The 13,528-nt window shown below is 45.6% G+C and carries 13 protein-coding genes and 1 tRNA gene; 7 read left to right on the top strand and 7 right to left on the bottom strand.

The window, feature by feature from the left end:
• Positions 1-195: 195 nt before the first annotated feature.
• Both R7093_RS17275 and R7093_RS17270 read right to left on the bottom strand, forming a co-directional pair.
• Entirely contained in the window at positions 196-882 is a 687-nt protein-coding gene (locus R7093_RS17275) for a general secretion pathway protein GspB (RefSeq protein ID WP_318146757.1), read from the bottom strand.
• Positions 882-2,498 carry an ExeA family protein gene (locus tag R7093_RS17270; RefSeq protein ID WP_025768392.1) on the bottom strand — a complete coding sequence of 539 codons (1,617 nt, stop codon included), beginning with the start codon at positions 2,496-2,498 and terminating at the stop codon, positions 882-884. Before R7093_RS17270 ends, R7093_RS17275 begins: the two co-directional genes overlap by 1 nt.
• 137 nt (positions 2,499-2,635) lie before the next feature.
• Here R7093_RS17270 and R7093_RS17265 point away from each other — a divergent pair, with 137 nt between their 5' ends.
• On the top strand, positions 2,636-3,856 hold the full coding sequence (locus tag R7093_RS17265) for a multifunctional CCA addition/repair protein (protein WP_053306866.1): 1,221 nt from the start codon (positions 2,636-2,638) through the stop codon (positions 3,854-3,856).
• A 52-nt stretch (positions 3,857-3,908) separates the two neighbouring features.
• Here R7093_RS17265 and R7093_RS17260 read toward each other — a convergent pair whose 3' ends face one another.
• From R7093_RS17260 to folB, 3 genes are read right to left on the bottom strand one after another with little or no spacing between them, the layout of a single operon-like run.
• Positions 3,909-4,712 (bottom strand): undecaprenyl-diphosphate phosphatase, encoded by an 804-nt coding sequence (locus R7093_RS17260; protein ID WP_033906080.1) that lies wholly within the window; start codon positions 4,710-4,712, stop codon positions 3,909-3,911.
• 14 nt (positions 4,713-4,726) lie between these two features.
• On the bottom strand, positions 4,727-5,209 hold the full coding sequence (folK, locus tag R7093_RS17255; RefSeq protein WP_005387457.1) for a 2-amino-4-hydroxy-6-hydroxymethyldihydropteridine diphosphokinase: 483 nt from the start codon (positions 5,207-5,209) through the stop codon (positions 4,727-4,729).
• Positions 5,206-5,565, bottom strand: a complete 360-nt coding sequence (folB, locus tag R7093_RS17250; protein ID WP_005387458.1) for a bifunctional dihydroneopterin aldolase/7,8-dihydroneopterin epimerase — start codon at positions 5,563-5,565, stop codon at positions 5,206-5,208. Before folB ends, folK begins: the two co-directional genes overlap by 4 nt.
• A 250-nt stretch (positions 5,566-5,815) precedes the next feature.
• Here folB and plsY point away from each other — a divergent pair, with 250 nt between their 5' ends.
• Positions 5,816-6,427, top strand: a complete 612-nt coding sequence (gene plsY / locus R7093_RS17245; RefSeq protein WP_005379857.1) for a glycerol-3-phosphate 1-O-acyltransferase PlsY — start codon at positions 5,816-5,818, stop codon at positions 6,425-6,427.
• A gap of 34 nt (positions 6,428-6,461) precedes the next feature.
• On the opposite strand, the gene R7093_RS17240 is transcribed toward plsY, so the two are convergent.
• The gene (locus R7093_RS17240) at positions 6,462-7,277 is read right to left on the bottom strand and encodes an alpha/beta fold hydrolase (RefSeq protein ID WP_205461423.1); all 816 of its coding nucleotides are present in this window, start codon (positions 7,275-7,277) and stop codon (positions 6,462-6,464) included.
• Between the two features lie 176 nt (positions 7,278-7,453).
• Positions 7,454-8,470 carry a tRNA (adenosine(37)-N6)-threonylcarbamoyltransferase complex transferase subunit TsaD gene (tsaD, locus tag R7093_RS17235; protein ID WP_005379854.1) on the bottom strand — a complete coding sequence of 339 codons (1,017 nt, stop codon included), beginning with the start codon at positions 8,468-8,470 and terminating at the stop codon, positions 7,454-7,456.
• A 230-nt stretch (positions 8,471-8,700) separates the two neighbouring features.
• Here tsaD and rpsU point away from each other — a divergent pair, with 230 nt between their 5' ends.
• The 5 genes from rpsU (at position 8,701) to R7093_RS17210 (ending at position 13,496) form a co-directional block, all read left to right on the top strand.
• Positions 8,701-8,916: a 30S ribosomal protein S21 gene (gene rpsU, locus R7093_RS17230; RefSeq protein ID WP_001145625.1), complete on the top strand. Its 216-nt coding sequence runs from the start codon at positions 8,701-8,703 to the stop codon at positions 8,914-8,916.
• A 27-nt stretch (positions 8,917-8,943) separates the two neighbouring features.
• Entirely contained in the window at positions 8,944-9,387 is a 444-nt protein-coding gene (locus R7093_RS17225; protein WP_005379720.1) for a GatB/YqeY domain-containing protein, read from the top strand.
• 149 nt (positions 9,388-9,536) lie between these two features.
• Positions 9,537-11,303 carry a DNA primase gene (gene dnaG / locus R7093_RS17220; protein ID WP_005379719.1) on the top strand — a complete coding sequence of 589 codons (1,767 nt, stop codon included), beginning with the start codon at positions 9,537-9,539 and terminating at the stop codon, positions 11,301-11,303.
• Between the two features lie 99 nt (positions 11,304-11,402).
• The gene (rpoD, locus tag R7093_RS17215) at positions 11,403-13,265 is read left to right on the top strand and encodes an RNA polymerase sigma factor RpoD (RefSeq protein WP_005395986.1); all 1,863 of its coding nucleotides are present in this window, start codon (positions 11,403-11,405) and stop codon (positions 13,263-13,265) included.
• A 155-nt stretch (positions 13,266-13,420) separates the two neighbouring features.
• Positions 13,421-13,496: transfer RNA gene (locus tag R7093_RS17210), tRNA-Ile, on the top strand.
• Positions 13,497-13,528 lie beyond the last annotated feature (32 nt).

Genomic DNA, 13,528 nt, shown 5'->3' with positions numbered 1-13,528 from the left:
GTCTTTTTACACAACGTTGACTGGAATCGCGCTATCAATAGATGAATGATATTGGTGCTATTTAAACGACTGAGAAAAGCTATATTTTGCTTGTTTGAGTATCTAAAAATCATCACCAGAATAGATGCAAAAGATGCTCTGAAAAATAAAAAGCCAGCGATATGATTTCGCTGGCTTGATGTGTTTCTACAAGAGTTACCCTTTCCACTCATACAACGCTGGTATACGAATTTGCTCACCTTGGAACTCAACAATCACCGCTTGCGGTTGTATTTCTCTTAGAGTGACCTGATCATCAACGACATCCCCTTGATGATATTCAATATTGTTAATTTTCACCCAACGGCGATTTTCATCACTAGCGTACATATGGGTTTGCAAATTAAGCGCAGGTAGACGCCCTTGCCACTGGTGAGCGTTGCGCTCTAAATCGTTCACGCGTGCCGTTTGTGATGAAGAATTGTCATCATCTCGGGATAAGGCATTTTCGACCTTCCTAGCTAAATCAGGAGATAATGAGGATAAATCCAGATCATCCAAAGACAACCCGAGGTCCTCTTCAGCAGCAGAAGTCGTTTGGTTTGATGCTGAGTCGCGTGTTTCATCTCTGCTTGGTGTATGGCTCGTGTATTCATCGGGGGTGGTAAATGTACCAAAATCACGCGATAGCTCTGCACTTGGCCACTCTCTTGGCAATTGGGCCAACTGGGTGTTCTCTGGATAGTCTAATACTTTGAAAGGTGATACCACTTCGACCTTTTCTATCGGGGACGTTGTATCTACTTCAACACTCGGTGCAAAGAGATCTAAGTACCAAGCGACTCCGATAGCAGAAGCAGTGATTGGCAGCAAGAAGAGACCTATATGTTTCACAGCTGACATTATGCGTCCTCCTTCTCTATTCTCGCCAGTTGAGGCGCATCTGGCTGAACATTTTGCTGAAGTCGGTCTAGCGTTCGCTTACCTGCAATACCATCGACACCAATTCCTTGCCAACGTTGAAATAACTCGACTCGCTCTTTCATCGCACCATCAAAAATAGACGTTTCAAGCAGTGGCTCACTCACCGCTTCTGCTAATAATCGGTCTAATACTTCAATCGCAGGGCCTTCCATGTCTAAACGTAATGTTTCATTCAGCGGAGCATGCCGCAGTTCGATAATATTGCCCTGCCACAACGGCTTTAGCCACGAAACTGGCAGACGCAGACGCTGCTTGCCATTGAGCACTTCAGCTTGGTCATTACCGACGGCATATAGAATGACATACCCAACATCACCTTGATAATTCAACTCCAAGATCACAGGGCGATTTTGTTGCATCAACAGCGGCCAAGTCGCCATTTTACGCTCACAACGCATAGTCGACTGCGGTTCTGACAAACAAAGATTATCGCGAACCGATGCTTGATACCCCCACAAACGATACAAATCATTTACAGCGAGGTTCGACTGTTTTTGTGTTAACAATAAATCACGCTGCTCATCCGTTAACTGTTGGCTTACGACGGTTGGTGTTGGCTCTACTCTTGGCTCCGTCACTTGTGTCAACACTGACGTCGCTTGAGCTGGCATATAATTCACGACCGCCCACCCCGTACTTAATGCAGCAATAAGGCCTACCGTGACAGAGCCCCAAGCAGGCCAACGGAAAGTCCGGCGCTCTTTTTTATCTTGCTGATAAATATCTGCCTGAAACTGCATCACCTCTTCACAGGCCTGCTGAACGGTTTGCTTATCCACCACCACATTACCCTGGTGATAACTAATGTTGAGGGATTTGTCACAGATAAGGTTGATGAGCCGCGGTATACCGTGACTGTATTTGGCTATAAGTTTACAAGAAGCACGATTAAACAGTTGCTGGTCGCCACCTGCTGTATGTAGTCGAAATGCGATGTAATCTTCTGTCTCTTTTTCATCCAACGGCAACAGGTGATAACGCCCGGTAATACGCTGGGCAAGTTGGCGTAGTTGTGTTGTTTGTAATAACCGCTGCAATTCAGGCTGCCCGACCAACAACACTTTGAGCAATTTTCTGGTATCGGTTTCCAAGTTGGTCAACAAGCGCAACTGCTCTAGAACGTCGGCAGCAAGGTGTTGAGCCTCATCAATGACCAGCAATGTCTGCCAGCCTGAACGATAATTACGCAGCAAATATTGATGGATAACCTGGTTTAGCTGTTTGAGGTTTGCATCTGGCGGATAGGTGATTTTGAACTCATCGCAAATGGCTTCGAGCAAGTCTCTACTCGAAAACGTGGGATTGAGAATAAGACCCGCTTTGGTGTTATCACCCAAATTCGCCAGCATCGCTTTTGCGACGGTCGTTTTGCCTGTACCTACTTCGCCAGTAAGCATAGCAAAGCCACCGCCATCGCCTAGCCCAGCTTGGAGATGTGTGATTGCCTCTTTGTGACGTTGGCTTAAATACAAATAACGTGAGTTTGGAACAATCGAAAATGGTTGTTCGACAAACCCAAAAAAGTCCTTATACATTAGGCTCTCCAGCTAAAAAACCACCTGGGAATAGTCAGACATGGTATAAACGCTCTTCTTCTATTCTTAGGAGTAAAGAAAAGTACCATTGCTTGCTACAATGTCCAACGGCATATCCATAAATTAAGAGGTAATTCGTGCAAGTTTATTTAGTAGGTGGCGCAGTTCGAGATAAATTGCTCGGAATTGATAGTTATGACAACGACTGGGTGGTCGTAGGCGCGACGCCCGAGATGATGCTGTCCCAAGGATACACCGCCGTTGGTAAAGACTTTCCTGTATTTCTGCATCCCAAAAGTAAAGAAGAATATGCCCTTGCACGAACAGAGAGAAAGTCAGGTTCTGGTTACACTGGTTTTGAATGTTTCTTCGATCAAAACGTCACCTTAGAAGAAGATTTGATACGTCGTGATTTAACCATTAACGCGATGGCAATGGAGAGTGATGGCACGATCCATGACCCATATGGTGGCCAGCAAGATCTCAACGATAAACTGCTACGCCATGTATCAGACGCCTTTATTGAAGACCCTCTACGCGTTTTACGTGTCGCTCGCTTCGCAGCGAAGCTTGCTGATCTAAACTTTACGGTTGCCGACGAAACCATGCGGTTAATGCGTCACATGGCAGAGTCCGGAGAGCTGAGCACACTGACTCCCGAGCGTGTTTGGCAAGAATGGCATAAATCTCTCTCTACTCCTCGCCCTGATATTTTCTTATCGGTTCTACGAGACTGTGGTGCATTAACCGTGGTGTTACCTGAAATTGATGCACTATTTGGCGTACCTCAACCTGAGAAGTGGCATCCAGAAATTGATACTGGCATCCATACTTTGATGGTGGCAGAGCAAGCCGCAAAATTGAGTAACTCACTCCCCGTCAGGTTTGCCGCCCAAGTGCATGACTTGGGTAAGGGCGTGACGCCAGAGAGCGAATGGCCAAGCCACAAAATGCATTGCCATACAGGATTAAAACTGATCAAAAAGCTGTGCGAACGTGTCCGGGTACCAAATGAGTTTCGTGATTTAGCCTTGATGGTGTGCGAACAGCACTCCAATATTCATCGCGCGGCTGAACTTAAACCACAAACCATAATTAAAATACTCAATAAGCTCGATGTGTGGCGTAAGTCCGAACGTCTGCAAGATATCTTGCTTTGCTGCCAAGCGGATCACGCTGGTCGTAAAGGACTGGAAACGCAACCATATCCACAGGCGGATATTTTTAGGCAAGCCTACCAAGCAGCAGCGGCAGTTGACGTTCAAATCATAATCAAAGAGGGCTTTAAAGGCCCTGCGATTCGTGACGAGCAAGAAAAACGACGTATTGAAGCAGTGAAAGCAGCACTTAAGAAGTAACGAACAAACAAAAACGCCCGCGGATTTCGCGGGCGTTTTTCGTTAACATCAATTATGAACTTAATAGAAAAGCGAACAAACCGATGCCCAAAATCAGACGGTAAATCACAAACGGTGTCATGCCCATGCGTGAAATCATCTTCAAGAAGAAGTGGATACAGATGTACGCACTGATAAACGATGTGATAATGCCAGTCATTAAGAAACCAACATGGACAGGTTCACCACTGGTCACTAACTTCATGCCTAAGTAGCTACCAGCTAATGTAATGATTGGGATCGACATTAAAAATGAAAAGCGCGCAGCCGCTTCTCGAGTAAAGCCAAGGTAAAGCGCTGCTGTGATGGTCGCCCCTGAACGTGAAGTTCCAGGAATCATCGCTAAGGCTTGAGCAATACCGATAAATACAGCTTTCTTCCAACCCGTTTGGTATTCATCGGCAACGAGTTTAGCGTTTTTGTCTACCCACCATAGCAACAGGCCAAATACGATCGTAGTAGTCGCGATAACGTAAGCGCTACGTAGATACACTTCAATGATGTCTTTCATCAATAAGCCGAACACACAAGCTGGAATCGTCGCAATCACGATCATCCAAGCCAATTTAGCTTCTTTACTGCGATCTCCTTTAAAGATCGAAGCAAATAACGCTTGAAACAAAGTGATTACTTCATGACGAAAATAGATCACGACAGCCATTAATGTACCGACGTGAACAGCAACATCAAAGGCCAGACCTTGATCTTCCCATCCTAAAATAGCGGAAGGCAGGATCAAATGGGCAGAGCTTGAGATAGGCAAAAACTCTGTCAGCCCCTGAATCAGAGCCAAAATAAAGGCTTCAAAATAACTCATGTAAACAACTCAAATTAAAAATGAAAGGAAACGGGTTTGAGCGAATCGACTGGCTGCATAGCATGCCAAATGTCTGCGACTGTGCGTCCATCGCCTGGGATCACTAATTGCGGTTCGAGATCATACAGCGGCTTTGTGACAAAAGGATATTTGTAGATATCACTGCGAGGTAGCTCAGGTTTTTTCTTGGAGACGCGCTCACCGAACAACACTATATCGAGATCCAGTGTTCGATCCTGATACTTTTGCGCGTTTTCTTCGCGTCCCCACTTAAATTCAATCTCGCGTAGTTGATGGCTCAACTCTTCTAATGACAACTCGGTACGCATTGCAACGACAAAGTTGTAGAAATTCTTGCTGCTAAAACCAATAGGTTCGCATTCATATATCGGTGATACGAGGAGATTTTCTCCAAGCCGTTGCAGCTCCTGATACGCAGCAAGCACATGTTGCTCTCTTTCTACGTTCGTCCCAACACCGATATAAGTGGTGATCATGCTCGGCCTCGCTCAATCACCACACCAACAGCACGTGCTTGCGGCACGGCGCCAGGCTTCGCTAGGCGGATTTTCACCCAAGGCACAGAGAAACGCTGCATGATAAGCTCTGCTACTTCTTCAGCCACGCGCTCGACCAATAAGAAACGACCATTTTCAATGTGGTTAAGTACCGCCTCACTCACCTGCGAATAATCCAGTGCATCTTGCACATCATCACTTTTGCCCGCAGGCTTATTATCGTGCGCCATTTCAATATCTAGAACCAACTTTTGTTTGATTTGTTGTTCCCAGTCGTACACGCCAATGGTGGTGATAACTTCTAACTGTTCAATAAAAACTTTATCCAGAGCCATCTTATGTCCTTCTATTACAGAGGTCGGATACCCGTGAGGGGTAATTTGATCGTAGTATTCTATACCTAAGTAACATTTACTTTGGTCATCACAATGTTACTTAGGTATAAACTGCGAAAGCATCTTTATATACAAGAAATCACATAATGCAAGCTCTATCACAGTGAGGATTTCTGCATTATGTAAATTCGGGGTATGATAGCAACTACGCGGGAACCGAGCATTAAATTCCAATCCATCAAGGACTTCTATGGACGCACTGGCACTGATAATGACAATGGCCGCCTATTTATTAGGTTCGGTTTCCAGTGCGGTTTTGATCTGTCGACTCTTAAAACTGCCAGACCCACGCAGTGTGGGATCTAACAATCCTGGAGCAACGAACGTATTGCGTATTGGCGGACGAGGAGCCGCTGTTTCAGTCTTGTTGTGCGATATGCTCAAAGGCACTATCCCCGTGTGGGGCGGATACTTTCTTGGTATCGACCCTATCATTCTTGGCGTCATCGCCATTGCTGCCTGTCTTGGCCACATGTACCCCATTTTTTTCCACTTTAAAGGCGGAAAAGGTGTCGCAACCGCGCTTGGCGCTATCGCTCCGATTGGTTTGGACTTAACAGGATTGGTAATGTTAACTTGGCTGTCAGTAGCCGCGCTATTCCGCTATTCATCCTTAGCGGCTCTCGTCACGGTTTTGGTCACTCCGTTTTATACTTGGATGTTTAAACCGCAATACACGTTACCTGTTGCTATGCTGTGCTGCTTAATCGTATTTAAGCATCATCAAAATATTCGGCGGCTTTTGTCTGGCGACGAGCCAAAAATCGGCGAGAAAAAACTGACACAAAAAAACTCGGCTTAATGCCGAGCTTTTCGTTTAAAGAAGGATGCATTGGTTACGCATGAACTCGATTCAGGAAGTTCAACAACATCTGGTTGACGAACTCAGGTTGTTCTAAACAACTGATATGTCCCGCTTGGGGAATCTCCACCAACTCACTGCCTGTGATGCAGTCTTTCATTAAATAAGATTCAAAAACTGGACGTGGTTTATCTTCACAGCCCACTGCAATTAACGTCGGCAGAGCAAATTTTTCCGAATCCTCAATCACATCCCGGCGACCAAACACCATACGCCCTATGCGAGCTACTTCCACCGCACGCTCACCGTTCAGCTCTTCTAAACTGCGTTTGAATGAAGCGACAAGTTCAGGGTTATCCTGATTGACGTTGTTGGCAAAGAACAGCGGCACAACGGCTTCAATAATTAGCGCAGGCACTGCTTGGACTTGGCTGATGGTATCAAGCATTGCAAAATACTTCTTATACGTAACTTCTGGCTCCCAGCCAATGAAGGTATCCATCAATACCAGTGACTTAACACGTTGCGGCGCTTGAGCCGTTAGCTCTGCTCCCCACATGCCGCCAACAGATAAGCCCACTATCGAGAGCTCTTCGATATCTAAATGATCCATCAATGCCAACATATGTTGTGCATAGTCGGCCAATGACTGTGTCGATGCAGGTGCAGCGTCCGATTCACCATGTGCCCAAAGATCTGGCACAATACAACGGAATGACTGGCTTAAAACCTCAACTTGTGGCGCCCACATTTGGCTATCCCAAAGGTAACTATGACCAAATAGAAGCACAGGGCCCTCACCTTTATCTAGATAAGCAAGTTGCTGACCTTCAATTTCAAACTTATTCATTGTTATATCCATTTCTTATTCTTCCACGTCATCCTAGCACTGAAACAATCACGAACTGATCGCATCAGTCAGAATGTAAAACGAGGCGGTTCATTGAATAATTAAAAATAAAGGCCTCTGAGGAGCAGAGACCTTTATTACACAGAACCGGTTTCAAACCTACCGCATAAATTTGATTAAGCAACAGGTGTTAGTTGATCAATTGGCCAACGTGGACGAGCCTCTACTGACATATCAGCCACTTCGCCATTCTTCAAGCGCTGCATGCCTGCGTAAGCGATCATCGCACCGTTATCTGTACAGAACTCAGTACGTGGGTAGTAAACTTCGCCGCCAACTTTCTTCGCTAACTTCTCTAACTCAGCTCGCAAACGACGGTTAGCACTCACACCACCAGCAATAACAATGCGTTTCATGCCTGTTTGCTCAAGCGCGCGCTTACATTTAATAGCCAACGTAGCACACACAGCCTCTTCAAATGCCAATGCGATGTCCGCGCGAGTTTGCTCGTCATCACCGTTTGCAGCAATCGTGTTAGCCGTAAAGGTTTTTAGACCAGAGAAACTCATGTCCAAACCTGGCACATTCGTCATTGGGCGCGGGAACTTAAAGCGGCCCGGTGTACCTTTTTCCGCCAGTTTAGATAATAGTGGACCGCCTGGGTAATCCAAACCCATTAGCTTCGCTGTTTTATCAAACGCTTCGCCCGCCGCATCATCAATCGACTCACCTAGAATTTTGTACTCACCGATGCCTCTCACCTCCACCATCATAGAGTGACCGCCCGATACTAATACCGCCACAAACGGGAACGGTGGAGGGTTATCTTCCAACATTGGGGCCAATAGGTGACCTTCCATATGATGAACAGGTACCGCTGGCACTCCCCAAGCATAAGCAATACTGCGACCGATAGTCGCACCCACTAATAGCGCCCCAACAAGACCAGGCCCCGCGGTATACGCGACACCATCGATGTCTTTTGAAGTTAAGTTCGCTTCTTTTAGTGCCTCTTTAATAAGAGGAATGGTTTTCTTTACGTGGTCACGTGAAGCCAACTCAGGCACCACACCGCCGTAATCTGCGTGCAGTTTTACTTGGCTGTATAGCTTGTGTGACAAGAGACCGTTTTCATCGTCATAAATTGCGATGCCAGTCTCGTCACAAGAGGTTTCAATACCAATAATGCGCATGGTTTTCTCAGTATGCTTTCTGTATAGAGGAAATTTGGGCGTCATATTACCTCGCCTTGGTGCTGCAAACAAATTTTGTACAGACAATAATCGACAAAAGGCTTTACAAAGTAGTTGTGATCGGATTAAAATTCCGCACCATTTTTGATCAAGCTGGTAAGAGACCTAACAATTGTGATTTGGTCTGTTGAATACCAGCGTTAACGAATAACCCCTGAGGTGAAAGGCATATGCCAGTAGTTAAAGTACGTGAAAACGAACCGTTCGACGTTGCTCTACGTCGTTTTAAGCGCTCTTGCGAAAAAGCAGGTATCCTTTCTGAAGTGCGTCGTCGTGAGCACTACGAAAAACCAACTACAGTTCGCAAACGCGCTAAAGCAGCAGCTCAAAAGCGTCACGCTAAGAAGCTAGCTCGCGAAAACGCTCGTCGCGTTCGCCTGTACTAATAACTGAGCTCCAAAAGGAATTTAGTTATGGCTCTGATTGATCAACTCAAAGAAGAGCAAAAATTAGCGATGAAAGCCAAGGACAAATTGCGCCTTGGTACTATTCGTTTAGCCCTATCAGCAATCAAGCAACGTGAAGTTGACGAACAGATTACTCTGAACGATGACGACATTCTTGCAGTATTGACCAAGATGGTTAAACAACGTCGCGATTCTGTAGCGCAATTTGAAGCAGCGGGTCGTCAAGATCTTGCTGATGCGGAACAAGCAGAAATTACCGTTCTTGAGGACTTTATGCCTCAACCACTGACAGACGAAGAAGTAGCGGCTCTCATCGAGAACGCGATTGCTGAATCTGGCGCAGCTGGCATGCAAGACATGGGCAAAGTAATGGGCGTTCTGAAACCGCAAATTCAAGGGCGTGCAGATATGGGTAAAGTAAGCGGTTTAGTTCGCGCTAAATTGGCTTAAGGTACCCCACCCAATTGCAGCAAGCCGTGCTATCCTTTGGAGCGCACGGCTTGTTTGTATCTGGATGGATGGAATGAAATCAATGGGCAATACGCTCATTCTTTTAAGGCATTCACTCCACTCATCATCTTCTTTTTTTGTTAGGTTTTATGGCTGGACACATCCCTCGCAGTTTTATCGATGACCTTCTAGCTCGACTTGATATTGTCGATATCATCGACGCACGTGTGAAACTTAAGAAAAAAGGCAAAAACTACGGCGCATGCTGCCCTTTCCACAACGAAAAGACACCCTCATTCAGTGTCAGTCAAGAAAAGCAGTTCTACCATTGTTTTGGTTGTGGCGCGCACGGAAATGCCATCGATTTTTTGATGGAATTCGACCGACTAGAATTCGTCGAAGCCATTGAAGAACTCGCTTCATACTTGGGTTTAGATGTTCCTCGAGAACAACGTAGCGGCGGTAATGGTTCGTTTCAGTCAGGCCCACAAGCAAGCAGCAGTGAAAAACGTAACCTATACGACTTAATGGGCAGCATTGCTCAATTTTATCGTAACCAACTCAAACAGCCAGCAAGTAAGGTGGCGATTGAGTATCTAAAAGATCGTGGCCTGTCTGGTGAAATCGTCCAGAAGTTTGGCATCGGCTATGTGGCTGATGAATGGGATTTAGTTCGTAAGAACTTTGGCCAGAATAAAGAAAACCAAGACATGCTCGTCACAGGCGGCATGTTGATTGAAAACGATAAAGGCAACCGCTACGACCGATTCCGTGGTCGAGTGATGTTTCCTATTCGAGACAGACGCGGTCGAGTAATAGGCTTTGGTGGTCGAGTATTAGGTGATGGGACACCAAAATATCTCAACTCACCCGAAACCCCGATATTTCATAAAGGTAAAGAGTTGTATGGCCTATATGAAGTACTACAAGCGTACCGTGAGCCACCACAAATTTTAGTGGTTGAAGGCTATATGGATGTTGTCGCGCTTGCTCAATATGGCGTAGATTATTCCGTTGCCTCATTGGGAACCTCGACAACGGGCGATCACTTGCAAGTGTTATTCAGGCAAACAAGCACCGTCGTGTGTTGTTATGACGGTGACCGCGCAGGCCGTGAAGCCGCGTGGCGTGCCATGGAAAATGCATTGCCTTACCTAACGGATGGTCGCCAGTTAAAATTCATGTTTTTGCCGGATGGAGAAGATCCCGACTCTTATATCCGACAAAACGGAAAACAAGCATTTGAGCAGCAAGTGTCTAATGCGATGCCCTTGTCTGAATTCATGTTCAGCTCATTGACTCAGCAGGTCGATATGAGCACGAAAGAAGGCATGGCAAAACTGAGTACTCTTGCGGTTCCTCTCATTGATAAAGTCCCTGGCGGCACTTTAAGACTATACTTGAGAGAATTGCTTGGCCGCCGTTTGGGTTTGGTTGATGAACGCCAACTACAGCAGCTAATTTCAAAACAAGGTAAAGAGGATAAAAGGCCTCAACCTCATAAAGAAATCAAGCGAACGCCGATGCGAGAAGTGATCGCGTTACTGATTCAAAACCCACAATACGTAAGTATGGTGCCAGATCTAACTAGCGTTAGAGATTTGCCCATTCCTGGTCTAAGTTTATTTGTTGATGTACTTGATAAATGCCAAGCGCATCCCCATATCAACACAGGCCAATTATTAGAGCACTGGCGAAACAGCCAAAATGAGACCCTTCTGTCTCGTCTCGCGAGTTGGGACATTCCACTCGATGAGGACAACCAAGAAGAAATCTTTTTAGACTCACTGGATAAAATTATTGCCCAGTGCGTAGAAAAACAAATTGAAAACCTGCAGGCCAAAGCAAGAAGTGTCGGTTTATCAGCCGAAGAGAAAAGGGAGCTGCTAGCACTTATGCTAGATTTAAAAGCGTAACCCTGTTTAATTAGTCAGCAACGATTTAATTTGTTATAGTAAGTGGTTTGCATTTCGCATACTGATTCCTTCACCAGATTACGAAGTTGGATACCGTCTATGGATCACAATCCGCAGTCACAGCTAAAGTCACTTGTTATTAAAGGCAAGGAACAAGGCTATCTGACCTACGCCGAAGTAAATGACCACCTACCTGCTGAAATCGTAGATTCAGAACAGGTAGAAGACATCATTCAGATGATCAACGACATGGGCATTAAGGTAGTAGAAACTGCTCCTGATGCTGATGATTTAGCACTGAACGATGACACAAATATTACCGATGAAGATGCAGCCGAAGCTGCAGCCGCTGCACTTTCTAGCGTAGAGAGTGAGATTGGTCGTACAACAGACCCAGTACGTATGTACATGCGTGAGATGGGTACTGTCGAACTTCTAACTCGCGAAGGCGAAATCGACATCGCAAAACGTATTGAAGAAGGTATTAACCAAGTTCAATCGTCTGTTGCTGAATACCCAGGCACAATTCCGTACATTCTTGAGCAATTTGACAAAGTTCAAGCTGAAGAACTACGTCTTACAGACCTAATTTCAGGTTTTGTAGATCCAGATGCTGACGACACCGCTGCACCAACGGCAACACACATCGGTTCTGAACTGACTGAATCTCAGTTAGAAGAAGAAGACGATGAAGACGTTGATGACGACGAAGATAGCGATGACGATTCAGATGATTCTGAAGAAGATGTAGGTATCGATCCTGAATTAGCGCTAGAGAAATTCAACCAACTACGCAGCACCTATCAAAATCTTCAATTAGCAATCAACGAGTACGGCTATAACAGCCCGAAAGCAACCGTTGCTAATGAAATGATGCTAGACGTATTCCGCGAGTTTCGTCTAACGCCTAAACAGTTTGATCACCTAGTGAATGAACTGCGTACTGCTATGGATCGCGTTCGTACTCAAGAGCGTCTGATCATGAAGTCTGTGGTTGAATACGGCAAAATGCCGAAGAAATCATTCATCGCGCTGTTCACTGGTAATGAATCAAGTGAAGCTTGGCTGGATGAAGTTCTTGCTTCAGACAAGCCATACGCTGAAAAGATCAAACGTAACGAAGAAGAAATCCGTCGTTCAATCGCTAAACTAAAAATGATTGAAGAAGAGACTTCTCTAAACGTACAGAACATTAAAGACATCAGCCGTCGTATGTCTATCGGTGAAGCAAAAGCTCGCCGTGCGAAGAAAGAGATGGTTGAAGCGAACTTGCGTCTTGTAATTTCTATCGCGAAGAAATACACCAACCGTGGCCTACAGTTCTTGGATCTGATCCAGGAAGGTAACATCGGTCTGATGAAAGCGGTAGATAAGTTCGAATATCGTCGTGGTTACAAGTTCTCGACTTACGCAACGTGGTGGATCCGTCAGGCAATCACTCGTTCAATCGCGGACCAAGCACGTACGATTCGTATCCCGGTACACATGATCGAAACGATCAACAAGCTAAACCGTATTTCTCGTCAAATGTTGCAAGAGATGGGTCGCGAGCCACTACCGGAAGAACTGGCAGAGCGCATGCAAATGCCAGAAGACAAGATTCGTAAAGTTCTAAAAATCGCTAAAGAGCCTATCTCAATGGAGACACCAATCGGTGACGACGAAGATTCGCATCTAGGTGATTTTATCGAAGATACAACGCTAGAACTTCCGCTAGATTCTGCAACTGCAACTAGCCTTAAGGTGGCAACAAAAGACGTGCTTGCAGGTCTAACGCCACGTGAAGCGAAAGTACTTCGTATGCGTTTTGGTATTGACATGAACACTGACCATACTCTAGAAGAAGTTGGTAAGCAGTTCGACGTTACTCGTGAGCGTATCCGTCAGATCGAAGCAAAAGCACTACGTAAACTTCGTCACCCAAGCCGCTCAGAGACTCTGCGCAGCTTCCTAGACGAATAATCGCAGCGCATACAAGCTTTTAGAAATCAAAAAAGGTGACTTTAGGTCACCTTTTTTATTATCTACTGTTCTAAGTGGATAAAAACTAAGCGCAATTGCCCTAGTTGGTATCTAGACACCTTGCAACGCTTCCCCTATAATCGTTGTCCTATTAAGGCCCCTTAGCTCAGTGGTTAGAGCAGTCGACTCATAATCGATTGGTCCGCAGTTCAAGTCTGCGAGGGGCCACCATTATTCCTTAAGGCTTATGGAGAAATCCGTAC

It is taken from the genome of Vibrio sp. 1580, from assembly GCF_033340055.1.
The sequence above is the reverse complement of the archived record's forward strand: the minus strand, read 5'-3'. Positions and strand labels throughout refer to the sequence as shown.